A 12,473-nucleotide genomic window follows, 5' to 3' on the forward strand; every position below is an offset into this window, starting at 1 on the left:
CGCCTTTTCCTTCATCTTGCCCAGCAGGTCGGTGACGGTGTCGCCGGCGGCCAGGGCCACGTCGATGGTCGACTGACCGCGTTGCAGCGAGTCCTTCACGGCGTTCAGCGAATTGGCGGTGGTCGATTGGTTCTTCGCCATCGCCCAGATCGCGCCGTTGTCCTTGGCGTTACCGACCTTCTTGCCGGTGTTGATACGCTGTTGCGTAACACCCAGCTCGCTGTTGGTGGCGTTCAGGTTTTGCAGCGCGATCATCGCGCCAGCGTTCGTGTTGATGCTATTCAGCGGCATCGCGACATTTCCTATTCAAGGGATCCGACGTCATTTTGACTGCCGGGAGCATTTTGCTCGAGAACCTAGGCAGCAAAGATCGGGCCAAAACTGCCGACTAGGCAGAAATGGTCAACGCTTTGAAATATCAACGTTATACATTTGTTTACCATGTATTTGATCGGCACTATTTGCCGAGCGCGGCCCGGTCTAGGTAAAATTTGCCGGGCAATTTGAGGTCAGGCTCGGATAACTCAACGAACCTTGGTCCCCCAAAAAAAAGAAATGCCGGACGGCCCTTGGGCCGTCCGGCTTTGATCGCTTCTTGAAGCCTAGTCGCCGATCACTTGAACAGCGAAAGGATCGACTGAGGCGTCTGGTTGGCGATCGACAGGGCTTGAACACCCAGTTGCTGCTTGGTCTGCAGCGATTGCAGCTTGGCGCTTTCCTTGGCCAGGTCCGCATCGACCAGATTGCCGACACCCGCGTCCAGGCTGTCCTGCAGCTTACCCGTGAAGGTCAGATGCATGTCCAGGCCGGTCGAGCTGGTGCCCAGGTTCGCCAACTTGTTCGTCGCCGTGCCCATCGCATTGTCGATGGTGGCGATCATCGTCTTGGCCGCGGCCGCGGTCGTGAACGACGAGGTGGCGGTCAGGCCCAGGCCGACGAGCGACAGGGTCTTGGCGTTCACCGTGTAGGCGACACCGTCCGAGTTGCTGAGGAACTGCAGCTTGGTGGTGGTGCCGTCGACGAGGCTGACGCCGTTGAACTTGGCGTTGGTGACAGCCTTGGTGATCTGGTCACGCAGCGAGGTGAAGTCCGAAACCAGAGCGTTGAACGAAGCGGTGTTCAGCGAGGTGTCGGAAGCGGCCAGGGCCTTTTCCTTCATCTTGCCGAGCAGATCGGTGATGGTGTCGCCAGCGGCAAGGCCGACATCGATCGTCGATTGACCGCGCTGGAGGGAATCCTTCACCGCGTTCAGCGAGCTCGAAGTCGTGCTTTGCATCTTGGCCATCGACCAGATCGCGCCGTTATCCTTGGCGTTGGCGATCTTCTTGCCGGTGTTGATGCGTTGCTGGGTGCTTTGGAGCTCCGAGTTGGTGGTGTTCAGGTTTTGCAGCGCGATCATCGCGCCGACATTGGTGTTGATCGAGTTCAGCATGGTGGTTCTCGCCATTTTGGGAGGATTGCCCCGGCGTTTTGCCGGTCGGGCGTTTTGCCCACGGAACCCATCGCAAGCGCCGGGCCACTCGGCGCCAGCTTGGCGAGATTTTTAGATCGCTGATTTTACTGGATATATTCTGTCGTAACCCCAGATACGAAACCGCCCGGCGAATGCAGAATTCGCCGGGCGGCAGGTTTTTCCGGAAAGGTTTGCCGGGGGACGAAAGCGCCCTCCCCGGTCAGGGTCAGCCGACGTCGGCGCGACCCGCCAGGCCTTGCATGATCATGCGGTTGATCTCGATCAGCGGCTCGAAATTCTCCTCCTTGCGCATCACGGCGCTGGAGTGGCGGCCGACCCAAAGGCTGAGCGAGATGATGCTGGCGCGCAGTTGCACCGGCAGGGTGTTTTCCGGCAGCGAGCAATCGGTCGCCAGGGCCGACCACACGCGCCGGTTCCAGTCCAGGGCGTCGATGCGCGTGGCGATGTCGTCGGCCGGCGCTTCGGAGGCGGCCAGCAGCGCGCGCGTGACCTGGCCGAACAGACGATATTCCATCTCGCGCGGGTTTTCGGTCCGCGTCGCCGTCTGCTGATAGGCCCTAAGAGACATGCCCCAACCTCTGATCTTCGTATTCGATTAGCTTACGGCTCAGCATGAGCGCCTTGTAGTGCTCGCGGGCCATCACGTGTTTGGAGATGGCGATGCAGTCGCTCAGCACGTCGGGATTGCGCACCACGCCCATGAATTCGGTCAGGCGGGTCGCGAATTCCTCGTACTGGCGCTCGGCGGCGGCCTCATCCAGGTACATCATCATGACCGGGAAATATATCCGACGCGCCGGCGTGGTGGCTTCGTCGGGCTGCATGATGTCCTTCTCACGCAGCACCGAGGCCTTGTTCTGAAGCACCAAGACGCCGCGACGGTCGCCGTTCTGGACCACCGCGCCGTTCAGCACGAATTTCTCGCCGGGTTTCAGCGACAGCTTCAATGGCACAAGGCCGCTCCCTCTTGCATTGCTGCGTCGCCCCACCCGCCGGGAATGACGGTTCGGAGCAGAAGCTAGGCGGAGGCGGTTAACGTCCCCTTGCCAAGCCTGCGACCGTGAGCCGCAGCTTAGGATACAATTAAGCATACTGACCCAGAGGATGACTCTCTCCAATCGCCAAGGCTTCAATAGATGTCCAGCAGTCGCGACACCCAGATCTCGGCCAGCGCCCTGGCGATCGCCCAGGAATCCGTCGCCCAGGCCGTTAACCTCGGTTTCAAGACCGCGGCCGGCGACTCGGCCTCCACCGAAGCCCTGGCGCGGCTGGACCGTCTGACCAACGAAGTCCGCAACCAGGAAACCGCCCGGCTGCTGGCCCAGTCGATCCACGCCATGCAGAACCGCGATTTCGCCAAGGGCGAAAAGCTGGCGCTGGAGGCCCTGGAGCGCGACGACAAGCTGGGCGTGGCCTGGCACGTGCTGGGCATCGCCCGCGAGAAGATCGGCGACTTCGCCGGCTCGATGCGCTGCTACGAAGCCGCGCTCAAGCTGCTGCCCGACCACGGCGCCGTCGCCGGCGACCTGGGACGCCTGGCCTTCCGCATGGACATGCCGGAGATCGCCGCCAAGTTCTTCATGCACTACATGAAGGCCCGCCCCGGCGACCTGGAGGCCGTCAACAACCTGGCCTGCGCCCTGCGCGACCTCAATCGCTGCGAGGAGGCCATCGAGGTCCTGCGCCCGGCGATCAACGACAATCCCGAGCAGCCGCTGTTGTGGAACACCCTGGGCACGATCATGTGCAGCCTGGGCGACGGCAAGACGGCCCTGACCTTCTTCGACGAAACCCTGCGGCTGGCCCCGGATTTCGGCAAGGCCTACCACAATCGCGCCTACGCCAAGATCGACCTCGGCGACGTCGAGGGCGCCCTGGCCGACTGCGACCTGGCGATCGCCGCGGTCGAATCAGCCGAAGACCTGGCGACGATGCAGTTCGGGCGCGCCACCATCCTGCTCGCGCTGGGCCGCGTCGAGGAAGGCTGGAGGATCTACGAGGCCCGGTTCTCCAAGGACCTGGTCGAGGCTCCGCGCTTCACGATCGAGGCGCCGCGCTGGCGGCCGGGCATGGCCCTGGCCGGCAAGTCCCTGATGATCTGCGCCGAACAGGGCCTGGGCGACGAGGTCATGTTCGCCAACATGCTGCCCGACGTGATCGAGGCCCTGGGGTCCGACGGCAAGCTCACCCTGGCCGTCGAACGTCGGCTGGTCCCGCTGTTCAAGCGCTCGTTCCCCAAGGCCGACGTCTTCCCGCACAAGACGGTCTCGTACGAGGGCCGGGTCTATCGCGGCGCGCCGGAGATCGAGGACTGGAGCGGCGTCGACTTCTGGACGCCGATGGGCGTCCTGCTTGAGGTCTTCCGTCCCAGCGTGGCCTCGTTCCCCGACCGGCCGAACTTCCTCCAGGCCGATCCGGCCCGCGTCCAGCATTGGCGGCGAGTCCTGGAAAGCGCGCCCGCGGGCCCCAAGATCGGGTTGCTGTGGAAGAGCCTGAAACTGAACGGCGAACGCGCCCGGCAGTTTTCGCCCTTCATGCTGTGGCGGCCGGTTTTCGAGGTTCCGGGCCTCACCTTCGTCAATCTCCAGTACGGCGATTGCAGCGAGGAGATCGCCCTGGCCAAGGAGGAGTTCGGTGTCGACATCTGGCAGCCGCCGGGCATCGACCTGAAGTACGACCTCGACGACGTCGCCGCCCTGTGCTGCGCCATGGACCTGATCGTCGGCTTCTCGAACGCCACCACCAATCTGGCCGGAGCGTGCGGCGCGCCGATCTGGATGCTGACCGGCGCCTCATCCTGGACCCGCCTCGGCGCCCAGACCTATCCCTGGTACCCCCAGACCCGCTGCTTCATCACGCCGGACTACAACGACTGGAATCCGACCATGCAGAATGTCGGGGCCGCCTTGCGCGAGCGCTTCCCGACCGGTTGACCCATAAGGCTTCGCCACGAGCCCACCGTATTTCAGCGGTAGACGGACACCGGTGTTCGAGCTTCGAGATTCCGTCCTAACCTTGGGTACGCCATTGCCGCTCGCCATACTTCAAGCTCGCATGTCGTCGACGCGACTCCCCGGAAAGGTGCTGGCCGACGTGGCCGGGGCGCCGATGATCCTGCGGCAGATCGAGCGGCTCAAGCGCGCCGCCCGGCTGGAACGGATCGTCGTCGCCACCTCGGACCAGGCCAGCGACGACCCGCTGGCCGTTTGCCTGATCGCCGCCGGCGTTTCCGTGTTCCGCGGACCGCTGGACGACGTGCTGGCCCGCTATATCGGCGCGATCGAAGCCTTCGGACCGATCCGCACCGTCGTGCGCCTCACCGCCGACTGCCCTCTCGCCGATCCCGAGGTGATCGACCAGACCCTCGCCCTCCATGAGCGCTCGAACGCCGACTACACGTCCAACACGCCGGTCCGACGCAGTTTCGCCAAGGGGCTGGACGTCGAGGTCTTCGAATCCGTGGCGCTGAAGATCGCCGCCAGCGAGACCGTCGATCCGTACGATCACGAGCACGTCACGCCGTTCCTGTACCGTCATCCCAACCGCTTCAAGATCGAAGGCCTGGAACAGACCGCGGACGAAGGCGACGTGCGCTGGACGGTGGATCGGCCCGACGATCTGGACTTCGTTCGCGCCGTGTACGATGGACTCTACGCGGCCAATCCGACCTTCACCTCGGACGACGTCCGCGCCTTCGTGCGAAACCGGCCGGACCTGGCCGCCCTGGGGGGAGATCGCCGCGTATGACCACGCAAGCCTCGCACGCCCCCCTCTTGCACAAGATTGTCCTGCGCGACGTGACCGAAGGCGACCGTCAAAGGCTCTTGGACTGGCGCAACAGTCCGGAGGTCGCGGCCTTCATGTATTCCGACCACAAGATCGGCCAGGCCGAGCATGACCGCTGGTTCGACGGCATGGCCGGCGACGCCCGGCGACGCTACTGGGTGATCGAGGTCGACGGCGAGCCGGTGGGCCTGGCCAATCTGGCCGATATCGACGCGCGCAACCGCCGATGCGCCTGGGCCTACTACCTGGCCAGCCCGTCCGTGCGCGGCCTGGGGGTCGGGTCCTATATCGAATTCTGGATGATCGAATACGTCTTCGGGACCTTGGGTTTCGACAAGCTGTGGTGCGAGGTGCTGCTGTCCAACGAGAGCGTCTGGAAGCTGCACGAGCGCTACGGCTTCCAGCGCGAGGCGTTGTTCCGCCACCACGTGGTCAAGGACGGCGCGCCGGCCGACGTGGTGGGGCTGGGCCTGCTGGCCCAGGATTGGCCGACACGCCGCGAGGAGATGGCCCAGCGCCTGACGGCCAAGGGCTACGCCCTCTCCTTCGCCTAGCGGGCCTTCACCTGAAATTCACGGAACAATCGTCGCGAACGGCGGGTTGACTCCGGGACCGCGAGGGCGCGCCGCCCTCGCCCTTCTAGGTCTCAGGGAGCCCGCCATGCCCACCGACATCGACCGCGACGACCAGGACGGCGCCGAGGTCCTGGACGAGACCAACCTGACCGACGACGGCGAGGACATCGCCAATTTCGACGAGCTGGACGACGTCTACGACGTCACCCAGGTCGAGGGCGACGACGACGAGGACGATGAGGACTTCGACGACTTCGACGACGAGGACGCCGACGATCTCGACGACGACCTCGAAGGCGAACGCGACGACGAGGGTCTGGACATCGAGCGCGAGCCGCTCAGCGCGATCGCCGGCGACGACGAGGATCTCGAGAGCGCCGTCTCGGACGACGACGCAAGCGCCGCCGACTTCGAATCCACCGAACTGGCGGACGACGACATCGAATCCCTCGGCTACGCCGACGAAAGCTGAGGCCGCCATGGCGGCCCGGCCAAGATTGAAACCGGATCGTTCGACGCCTAGATTCGGAGGGTGACTGGAGAGCGACCATGTCCGACGCCAAGCCCGACTCCGACATCGACGACCAGGTCGAAAACCTCGAGGATCAGCTGGAAGAGGGGCTGGAGGATAGCTTTCCGGCCAGCGATCCTCCGTCGGTCGCCCGCCGCCACCGCAAACCGCCGTCCGAGCCGTTGAAACCCCGCGACGAAGCGTGACCACAAGCCGGCTTGATCCGGCCGACCGTTGGTCTGTAGGTTAGTCCTGATTTGAACAACTGTTCGAGGCGGTTCGCTGGAGCCGCCGTCAGGAAACCGTATGAGCTCGCGCTTCGAAGGCACCGCCGATTACGTCGCAACCGATGACCTGAAGGTGGCCGTCAACGCCGCCGTCGCATTGGAACGTCCCCTGCTGATCAAGGGCGAACCCGGCACCGGCAAGACGGTGCTGGCCTACGAGGTGGCCAAGGCGATGAACGCGCCGCTGCTGACCTGGCACATCAAGTCGACCACCAAGGCCCAGCAGGGCCTCTACGAGTATGACGCCGTGACCCGCCTGCGCGACAGCCAGCTGGGCGACGAGCGGGTCAAGGACGTCCGCAACTACATCAAGAAGGGCAAGCTGTGGGAGGCCTTCGAGGCTCCGTCCCGCCCCGTTCTGCTGATCGACGAGATCGACAAGGCCGACATCGAGTTCCCCAACGACCTGCTGCAGGAGCTCGATCGCAACGAGTTCTACGTCTACGAGACCAACGAGACGATCGCCGCCAAGGTCCGGCCGATCATCATCATCACCTCGAACAACGAGAAGGAGCTGCCGGACGCCTTCCTGCGCCGCTGTTTCTTCCACTACATCCGCTTCCCGGAGGAGGCGACGATGCAGGCCATCGTCGACGTGCACTTCCCGGGCATCAAGCAGAAGCTGGTCGCCGAGGCCCTGCGGATCTTCTACGACATGCGCAAGGTGCCGGGCCTGAAGAAGAAGCCCTCGACCTCGGAGCTGCTGGACTGGCTGAAATTGCTGCTAGTCGAGGACATCGACGAGACCACCCTGCGCGAGAAGGATCCGACCAAGCTGATCCCGCCGCTGCACGGCGCCCTGCTGAAGAACGAGCAGGACGTCCACCTGTTCGAGCGCCTGGCCTTCCTGGCCCGCCGCGAGGGTTCGGGGGCCCGCCCAGGCCAGTAGGCGGGACAGTAGCGGCCGTTACCGCGATTTCATTGGATTTCCGACCGCCGCCAGATCACGTTCGCGCCGAACGGGAGATTCCTCTGATGCGACACCTGCCGCTGCTGGCCCTGAGCCTGGCCGCCTGCTCGCTGGCCGCCTGCTCACCCAAGATCGACGTCAAGCACGACGAGCGCAAGCCGCCCGGCAAGCACGCGGCGCTACGGGCGATCAGCCGGCTGGATTGCCCCGACCGGCAGGGCGAGCTGACCCGCGTCAGCGCCGCCGCCGACGGCCAGAGCTGCCTCTATGCCGGCCAGAACGCAGAGGTGACCCTGAGCCTGGTCGCCCTGAACGGCGGCGACGCCGAGGCCGCCCTGGCGCCGATCGAGGCCGACCTGAAGACCCTGATGCCGGCCATGAAGGCGCCCCCGCCCCCGCCGCCGCCCGGGACGCGAGGCCACGACAGCGCCCGCATCCGCCTGCCCGGCGTCAAGATCGACGCCCACGACAAGGGCGCCGACATCCGGATCGGCGGCCTGACGATCAACGCCAACGACGGCTCGGCCGAGGTGAAGGTCGCCAAGAACGTCACCGAGCGGGGCGACAATTCGACGGTCAGCGTCAACTCCAGCAACGACGACGAGGGCGACACCGAGATCCACGCCACCGACGACGGCGCCCAGATCCGCCAGCGCCGCGGCGGCGACGGCGTGCGCGCCACCCTGATCCTGGCCAGCGACAAGGCGGCCAGCGGCTACCGCGTCGTCGGCTACGAAGCCCGCGGCCCCAAGGGCGGTCCGCTGGCCGTGGCCGTGGTCAAGGCCAAGGGCCGCGACGGCAGCGACCACGACATCTTCGAGGACATGAAGACGCTGGTGAGACACAACGTCGGCGGCTGATCCCTTCCCGATGGCGAGAACCCATTCCCTCTTCACACCGTCATCCCGGGCCTTGTGCCCGGGACCCCTGGTTCAGCTGACGGTGAAGCGCAATGGCGCGCTGGCGCGCCACTCTTCCGCACTTGCGACGGATAGAGGGGTCCCGGGCACAAGGCCCGGGGACGGCTGAGAGGTGGCGGGAAAAGGTCGAAGCGCAGATGCTAGCAGCCAACGCGCCCTCAGACCGGCGTCACCTCCATCACCTTGTAGGTCAGCGGCCGGCCGTCCTCGTCGGTGACGGTGACGTATTCGCCCAGGGCGAAGCGGTGCTGGCCCAGGCGGTGGACGGGCTCGTCGTCGATCTCCTCGCTTTCGTCATAGTCGAAGAACCAGCGCTCGCCGCGACGGTTCAGGCGGCCGTCGGCGGCCTCCTCGTCCGGGGCGAAGCGGCGCACCACGCACTCGTCCTTGGCCTTGGCGTAGGCGGCCGCGTCCAGCAGGCCATCCGCGGTGAGCGGCGCGGTCAGGGCGTAGCCCCGGTGATCGTCGCCCCCCGCGAACTCGGTGCCGGGATTGCGGGCCAGGCGCATGACGATGCGTGACAGGGACATTCGAACGTCCTCCTTCTTCGACGAAAACAACACTCTAGTGAGATAGGAACAGCGAGGGCCCGTCGCTGTTCAGCAGGCTTCGGGTGGTGCCCCCGAAGATAAACTCTTGCAGGCGCGGATGGCCGAAGGCGCCGGCCACCAGGAAGTCGGCCCCGACCTCCTTGGCCGCCCCCAGCAGCAGGCTCGCGGCGTCGCCGCCCGAACCCTCCACGAGTTTGGCCGTGGCCGTCACGCCGCGCGCGGCCAGGAATTCGATCAGGCGCTCCAGGGCGAAACTCCGCGACGAGGCGCCCGGCGCGCCGGCCACGACGACCTTGGCGGCCTTCTGCAGCAGCGGCAGCGCGGTGCGCATGGCCCGGCTGGCCTCCTTGCCGCCGTCCCACGCCACCATGACGGTTCCGCCGACCTTGAGCCCCGGACGCGCGACGACCACGGGCCGCTGCTCGTCGGCGATCATCTGCTGGAACGCCTCGGCCAGAGGGCCCTTGCCGCGCGCGGCGGCGCTGTCGAAGACGATCACGTCCGACAGCCGTCCCTCCATGGCCAGGCCCGCCCAGACCGGCGAGTCCAGGCTGATCGCCGTGCTGCGGGCATAGCCCAGCTCGGCCACCATCTTGTCGACCGCGTGGTGGCCCTCGATGGCGGCTTCCTTCAGGCTTTCCAGGGCCGTGACCTGCACGCCGCCCATGAAGCCCTCGCCCATCCAGGGCATCAGGTCGGCCATGTCGGCCGGGGCGTGGACGCAGACCAGCTGGGCGTCGAAGCCCTCGGCCAGCACCCTGGCCGACTCCAGGAGCCCCCGGTCGCTGGCCGCGCCTGCCAACGGCGCCATGATTCTCGCCCAGCTCATGATCGACCTCTCACTCATGCCTCAATGGCCAAGCCTTCCAAACGGCGAAGGCGTTTCCACAGGTCCATATCCACAAGCAACGACCCGCCCCTCATTGATCTTTGTCAACCAATGGGCCAGTCCAGACTCGGTAAGGCCTGCACCTTCACCGTAAGGAACGATCTCGTGGCCAAAGGGCTGCATAAAACTCCGCCCCGGGCGTGGCAGCGCATGCTGTCGGGACGCAGGCTCGACCTGCTGGATCCCTCGCCGATGGACATCGAGATCGAGGACATCGCCCACGGCCTGGCCCGGGTGGCGCGCTGGAACGGCCAGACCACCGGCGAGCACGGCTTCTCGGTGGCCCAGCACAGCGTCGTGGTCGAGGAGATCGCCGCCCACATCCGCCCCGACCTCGAGCCGAAATGGCGGCTGGCCGCCTTGCTGCACGACGCCAGCGAGTACGTGATCGGCGACATGATCAGCCCGTTCAAGGCGGCCCTGGGCGTCAGCTACAAGGACTTCGAGGCCCGGCTGGAGGACGCCATCCACATCCGCTTCGGCCTGCCGCCGAAGACGCCACCGATGATCAAGAAACTGATCAAGCAGGCCGACCGGGCCTGCGCCTTCTTCGAGGCCACCCAGCTGGCCGGGTTCGAGCACGCCGAATCCCTGGCGATCTTCGGGCCGCCGCCGCCCGGCTACGACCTGAAGATCCTGCCCCTGCCGCCGTTCGAGGCCCAGGCCCGCTATGTTCAGCGCTTTCACGTGCTGTCCCGCGCGGCCGGCTTCGAATCCGCGCCCGGCGCGGCGTTCGAGACCGAATGACCGACCCTCTGGACCATAAGGGGGCGTCCACCTCGGTCGTCATCGGCCTGTCGGCGGTGGTGGTGGCCATCCGCGACGGCGAGGCCGTGGTGCTGACCGTGCGGCCGCACGACGCCGTCACCGACGTGGCCAGCCCCCTGCCCGGCCTGCCGTTCGGCCCGTTCGACCCGGCCGGCCACCGCACCTTCGAGCTGGGCCTGCGGGCCTTCGTCACCGAGCAGACCCGCTTCCAGCTGGGCTATGTCGAGCAGCTCTACACGTTCGGCGACGAGGGCCGCGACGCGCCGCGCGCCGAGATGGGGGCCGGGGCGGCCCGTGTCGTCTCGGTCGGCTATCTGGGCCTGACCCCCACCGCCGTCGAGACCCAGGTTCCCGACACCGCCTGGGCCCCGTGGTCGGCCTTCTTCCCGTGGGAGGACTGGCGCCACGGCCGCCCCGCCCTGCTGGACCAGGCCATCGCCCCGGCCCTGCGCCGCTGGGCGGGCGAGGACGCCGGCAAATGGTCTCGCGCACGGCTGGCCTTCGCCCTGGACGGCGCGCCGTGGAACGAGGAACGGGTTCTGGAGCGCTACGAACTGCTCTACGAGGCCGGCCTGGCCCCCGAGGCCGCCCGCGACCGAGCCCGGGCCGACGGCCACGACCCGGCCGAGCCCGCCGCCCTGTCGGCCGCCCTGGGCGAGCCGATGATCTCCGATCACCGCCGCATCCTGGCCACCGGCCTGTCGCGCATCCGGGGCAAGATCAAGTACCGTCCGGTGGTGTTCGAGCTGATGCCGGCCGAGTTCACCCTGTCGGCCCTGCAACGCACGGTCGAGGCCATCGCCGGGGTGCCGCTGCACAAGCAGAACTTCCGCCGCGTGGTCGAGCGCGAGGACCTGGTCGAGGGCCTGGGCCGCCAGGACGCCGACACCGGCGGCCGCCCCGCCGAGCTGTTCCGCTTCCGTCGCGAGATCCTGACGGCGCGGCCAGCCACCGGGCTGAGCCTGCCTCTGCTGCGGGACTGAGGGCGGACGCGCGAACGACCGCGCTCGCCCGAGTCAGTTCACCAGGCAGAACGTCCTGTAATGATCGTCGGAATAGTACTGACTGACCACGCTCTGCTTGGCGGGCGGGGTCCCGCCGACCAGGAACACCAGTCGGCGCACGCCGCCGGCGCCGGCGCGGTCGGCGCCCACCCGAGCCTCCTGATAGGCCTGGTTCTTGGCGGCTGCCGGCAGGATTTTCTCGGCGTTGCCGAACGCCTGGCGGCCGGCCACCGCGGCGCAGGCCACGTTGGACGTGACGCAGGACTTGAAGTTGCGCGCGACCTCCAGGGCGTCCTTGCCCAGCGCGCCGCAGGGCTTGATCGTGGCCCGGGCTTGCGCCGCGCCGCCGCTTAGGACGCATAGCGCCACGGCCACGGCCGTCATCATCCGGATCTTCATTGAAACCTCCCTTGGGTATTTCCCCCAAAGGTAGAGTTGCGACCTCAACTCGCGTTAAGTCAACGTGTCCCCACCTCGTTGTCAGTCCTCGCTCAAGGGCGCCGCCGCCCTCGCCGCCCGGCTCGCCGCGGCCATCCTTAGTCGCTTGATGATGCTGCGGCGGAGATAGGCCATCCGCGCGGGGGTGCGCCCGCTGTCGTCGTCCATCGGGTCGGTGCTGTCGGTGAGCGGCGGGCGGGCGGCGCGGAGGCGGGCTCGGGTGCGGGAACGGGGCATGACAGGTCTCCTCTTGCGGACACGGCTTGGCCGCCTCACGCGGCGGGCCGCTGAAGTTCGGGGAGGGACGCGGAGCGCCGGGCCAGGCCCGGAAGCTTTGTGAAGAAATACCGTTTCGACCAG

The 12,473-nt window shown here is 66.6% G+C and carries 16 protein-coding genes and 1 pseudogene; 9 read left to right on the forward strand and 8 right to left on the reverse strand.

Annotated elements, in window-relative coordinates:
• From ASD21_RS09350 to flbT, 4 genes are all read right to left on the reverse strand, one after another.
• The coding region (locus ASD21_RS09350) for a flagellin (protein ID WP_200941415.1) at positions 1-291 on the reverse strand (291 nt) is incomplete at its 3' end.
• Positions 292-613: 322 nt separating this feature from the next.
• The gene (locus tag ASD21_RS09355; RefSeq protein WP_056439970.1) at positions 614-1,432 is read right to left on the reverse strand and encodes a flagellin; all 819 of its coding nucleotides are present in this window, start codon (positions 1,430-1,432) and stop codon (positions 614-616) included.
• Positions 1,433-1,679: 247 nt separating this feature from the next.
• Positions 1,680-2,042 (reverse strand): flagellar biosynthesis regulator FlaF, encoded by a 363-nt coding sequence (gene flaF, locus ASD21_RS09360; protein ID WP_056439972.1) that lies wholly within the window; start codon positions 2,040-2,042, stop codon positions 1,680-1,682.
• Positions 2,032-2,427: a flagellar biosynthesis repressor FlbT gene (flbT, locus tag ASD21_RS09365; RefSeq protein WP_056439974.1), complete on the reverse strand. Its 396-nt coding sequence runs from the start codon at positions 2,425-2,427 to the stop codon at positions 2,032-2,034. Before flbT ends, flaF begins: the two co-directional genes overlap by 11 nt.
• A gap of 183 nt (positions 2,428-2,610) precedes the next feature.
• Here flbT and ASD21_RS09370 point away from each other — a divergent pair, with 183 nt between their 5' ends.
• The 7 genes from ASD21_RS09370 to ASD21_RS09395 all read left to right on the forward strand — a co-directional run bounded on the left by ASD21_RS09370 (position 2,611) and on the right by ASD21_RS09395 (position 8,403).
• Positions 2,611-4,407: a tetratricopeptide repeat protein gene (locus ASD21_RS09370; RefSeq protein ID WP_056439976.1), complete on the forward strand. Its 1,797-nt coding sequence runs from the start codon at positions 2,611-2,613 to the stop codon at positions 4,405-4,407.
• A gap of 94 nt (positions 4,408-4,501) precedes the next feature.
• Complete coding sequence (locus ASD21_RS09375; protein ID WP_056439978.1) at positions 4,502-5,221, forward strand: cytidylyltransferase domain-containing protein; 720 nt, start codon at positions 4,502-4,504, stop codon at positions 5,219-5,221.
• Entirely contained in the window at positions 5,218-5,814 is a 597-nt protein-coding gene (gene pseH / locus ASD21_RS09380; RefSeq protein ID WP_056439980.1) for a UDP-4-amino-4,6-dideoxy-N-acetyl-beta-L-altrosamine N-acetyltransferase, read from the forward strand. The genes ASD21_RS09375 and pseH overlap by 4 nt, the downstream gene beginning before the upstream one ends.
• 106 nt (positions 5,815-5,920) lie before the next feature.
• The gene (locus ASD21_RS09385) at positions 5,921-6,307 is read left to right on the forward strand and encodes a hypothetical protein (RefSeq protein ID WP_056439982.1); all 387 of its coding nucleotides are present in this window, start codon (positions 5,921-5,923) and stop codon (positions 6,305-6,307) included.
• Between the two features lie 77 nt (positions 6,308-6,384).
• Positions 6,385-6,552: a hypothetical protein gene (locus tag ASD21_RS24430; protein ID WP_200941416.1), complete on the forward strand. Its 168-nt coding sequence runs from the start codon at positions 6,385-6,387 to the stop codon at positions 6,550-6,552.
• A gap of 100 nt (positions 6,553-6,652) precedes the next feature.
• Positions 6,653-7,522 (forward strand): AAA family ATPase, encoded by an 870-nt coding sequence (locus tag ASD21_RS09390; RefSeq protein WP_056439983.1) that lies wholly within the window; start codon positions 6,653-6,655, stop codon positions 7,520-7,522.
• 86 nt (positions 7,523-7,608) lie between these two features.
• Positions 7,609-8,403, forward strand: a complete 795-nt coding sequence (locus ASD21_RS09395; protein WP_056439985.1) for a hypothetical protein — start codon at positions 7,609-7,611, stop codon at positions 8,401-8,403.
• Between the two features lie 218 nt (positions 8,404-8,621).
• On the opposite strand, the gene ASD21_RS09400 is transcribed toward ASD21_RS09395, so the two are convergent.
• Complete coding sequence (locus tag ASD21_RS09400) at positions 8,622-8,993, reverse strand: hypothetical protein (protein WP_056439986.1); 372 nt, start codon at positions 8,991-8,993, stop codon at positions 8,622-8,624.
• Positions 8,994-9,027: 34 nt separating this feature from the next.
• On the reverse strand, positions 9,028-9,843 hold the full coding sequence (locus ASD21_RS09405; RefSeq protein WP_056439988.1) for a universal stress protein: 816 nt from the start codon (positions 9,841-9,843) through the stop codon (positions 9,028-9,030).
• A gap of 165 nt (positions 9,844-10,008) precedes the next feature.
• Between ASD21_RS09405 and ASD21_RS09410 the strand changes: the two genes are divergently transcribed.
• Together ASD21_RS09410 and ASD21_RS09415 are read left to right on the forward strand one after the other, a co-directional pair.
• Positions 10,009-10,650, forward strand: a complete 642-nt coding sequence (locus tag ASD21_RS09410) for a YfbR-like 5'-deoxynucleotidase (protein ID WP_156390702.1) — start codon at positions 10,009-10,011, stop codon at positions 10,648-10,650.
• Positions 10,574-11,654 (forward strand): annotated as a pseudogene (locus ASD21_RS09415) (NUDIX hydrolase). The gene ASD21_RS09410 and the pseudogene ASD21_RS09415 overlap by 77 nt, the downstream one beginning before the upstream one ends.
• Before the next feature lie 33 nt (positions 11,655-11,687).
• Here ASD21_RS09415 and ASD21_RS09420 read toward each other — a convergent pair.
• Positions 11,688-12,074, reverse strand: a complete 387-nt coding sequence (locus tag ASD21_RS09420) for a ribonuclease domain-containing protein (protein ID WP_056439994.1) — start codon at positions 12,072-12,074, stop codon at positions 11,688-11,690.
• A gap of 81 nt (positions 12,075-12,155) precedes the next feature.
• Positions 12,156-12,350: a hypothetical protein gene (locus ASD21_RS09425; protein ID WP_056439996.1), complete on the reverse strand. Its 195-nt coding sequence runs from the start codon at positions 12,348-12,350 to the stop codon at positions 12,156-12,158.
• Positions 12,351-12,473: the final 123 nt, after the last annotated feature.

Source organism: Caulobacter sp. Root1455 (genome assembly GCF_001426905.1).
GTDB lineage: Bacteria > Pseudomonadota > Alphaproteobacteria > Caulobacterales > Caulobacteraceae > Caulobacter.

Excerpts from the sequence above, each read along its gene's own strand:
- ASD21_RS09355 (WP_056439970.1), bottom strand. The coding sequence starts at position 1,432 with ATGCTGAACTCGATCAACACCAATGTCGGCGCGATGATCGCGCTGCAA.
- pseH (WP_056439980.1), top strand. The coding sequence starts at position 5,218 with ATGACCACGCAAGCCTCGCACGCCCCCCTCTTGCACAAGATTGTCCTG.
- ASD21_RS09425 (WP_056439996.1), bottom strand. The coding sequence starts at position 12,350 with ATGCCCCGTTCCCGCACCCGAGCCCGCCTCCGCGCCGCCCGCCCGCCG.
- flaF (WP_056439972.1), bottom strand. The coding sequence starts at position 2,042 with ATGTCTCTTAGGGCCTATCAGCAGACGGCGACGCGGACCGAAAACCCG.
- ASD21_RS09370 (WP_056439976.1), top strand. The coding sequence starts at position 2,611 with ATGTCCAGCAGTCGCGACACCCAGATCTCGGCCAGCGCCCTGGCGATC.
- ASD21_RS09420 (WP_056439994.1), bottom strand. The coding sequence starts at position 12,074 with ATGAAGATCCGGATGATGACGGCCGTGGCCGTGGCGCTATGCGTCCTA.
- ASD21_RS09405 (WP_056439988.1), bottom strand. The coding sequence starts at position 9,843 with ATGAGCTGGGCGAGAATCATGGCGCCGTTGGCAGGCGCGGCCAGCGAC.
- ASD21_RS09395 (WP_056439985.1), top strand. The coding sequence starts at position 7,609 with ATGCGACACCTGCCGCTGCTGGCCCTGAGCCTGGCCGCCTGCTCGCTG.
- ASD21_RS24430 (WP_200941416.1), top strand. The coding sequence starts at position 6,385 with ATGTCCGACGCCAAGCCCGACTCCGACATCGACGACCAGGTCGAAAAC.
- ASD21_RS09400 (WP_056439986.1), bottom strand. The coding sequence starts at position 8,993 with ATGTCCCTGTCACGCATCGTCATGCGCCTGGCCCGCAATCCCGGCACC.
- ASD21_RS09385 (WP_056439982.1), top strand. The coding sequence starts at position 5,921 with ATGCCCACCGACATCGACCGCGACGACCAGGACGGCGCCGAGGTCCTG.
- ASD21_RS09390 (WP_056439983.1), top strand. The coding sequence starts at position 6,653 with ATGAGCTCGCGCTTCGAAGGCACCGCCGATTACGTCGCAACCGATGAC.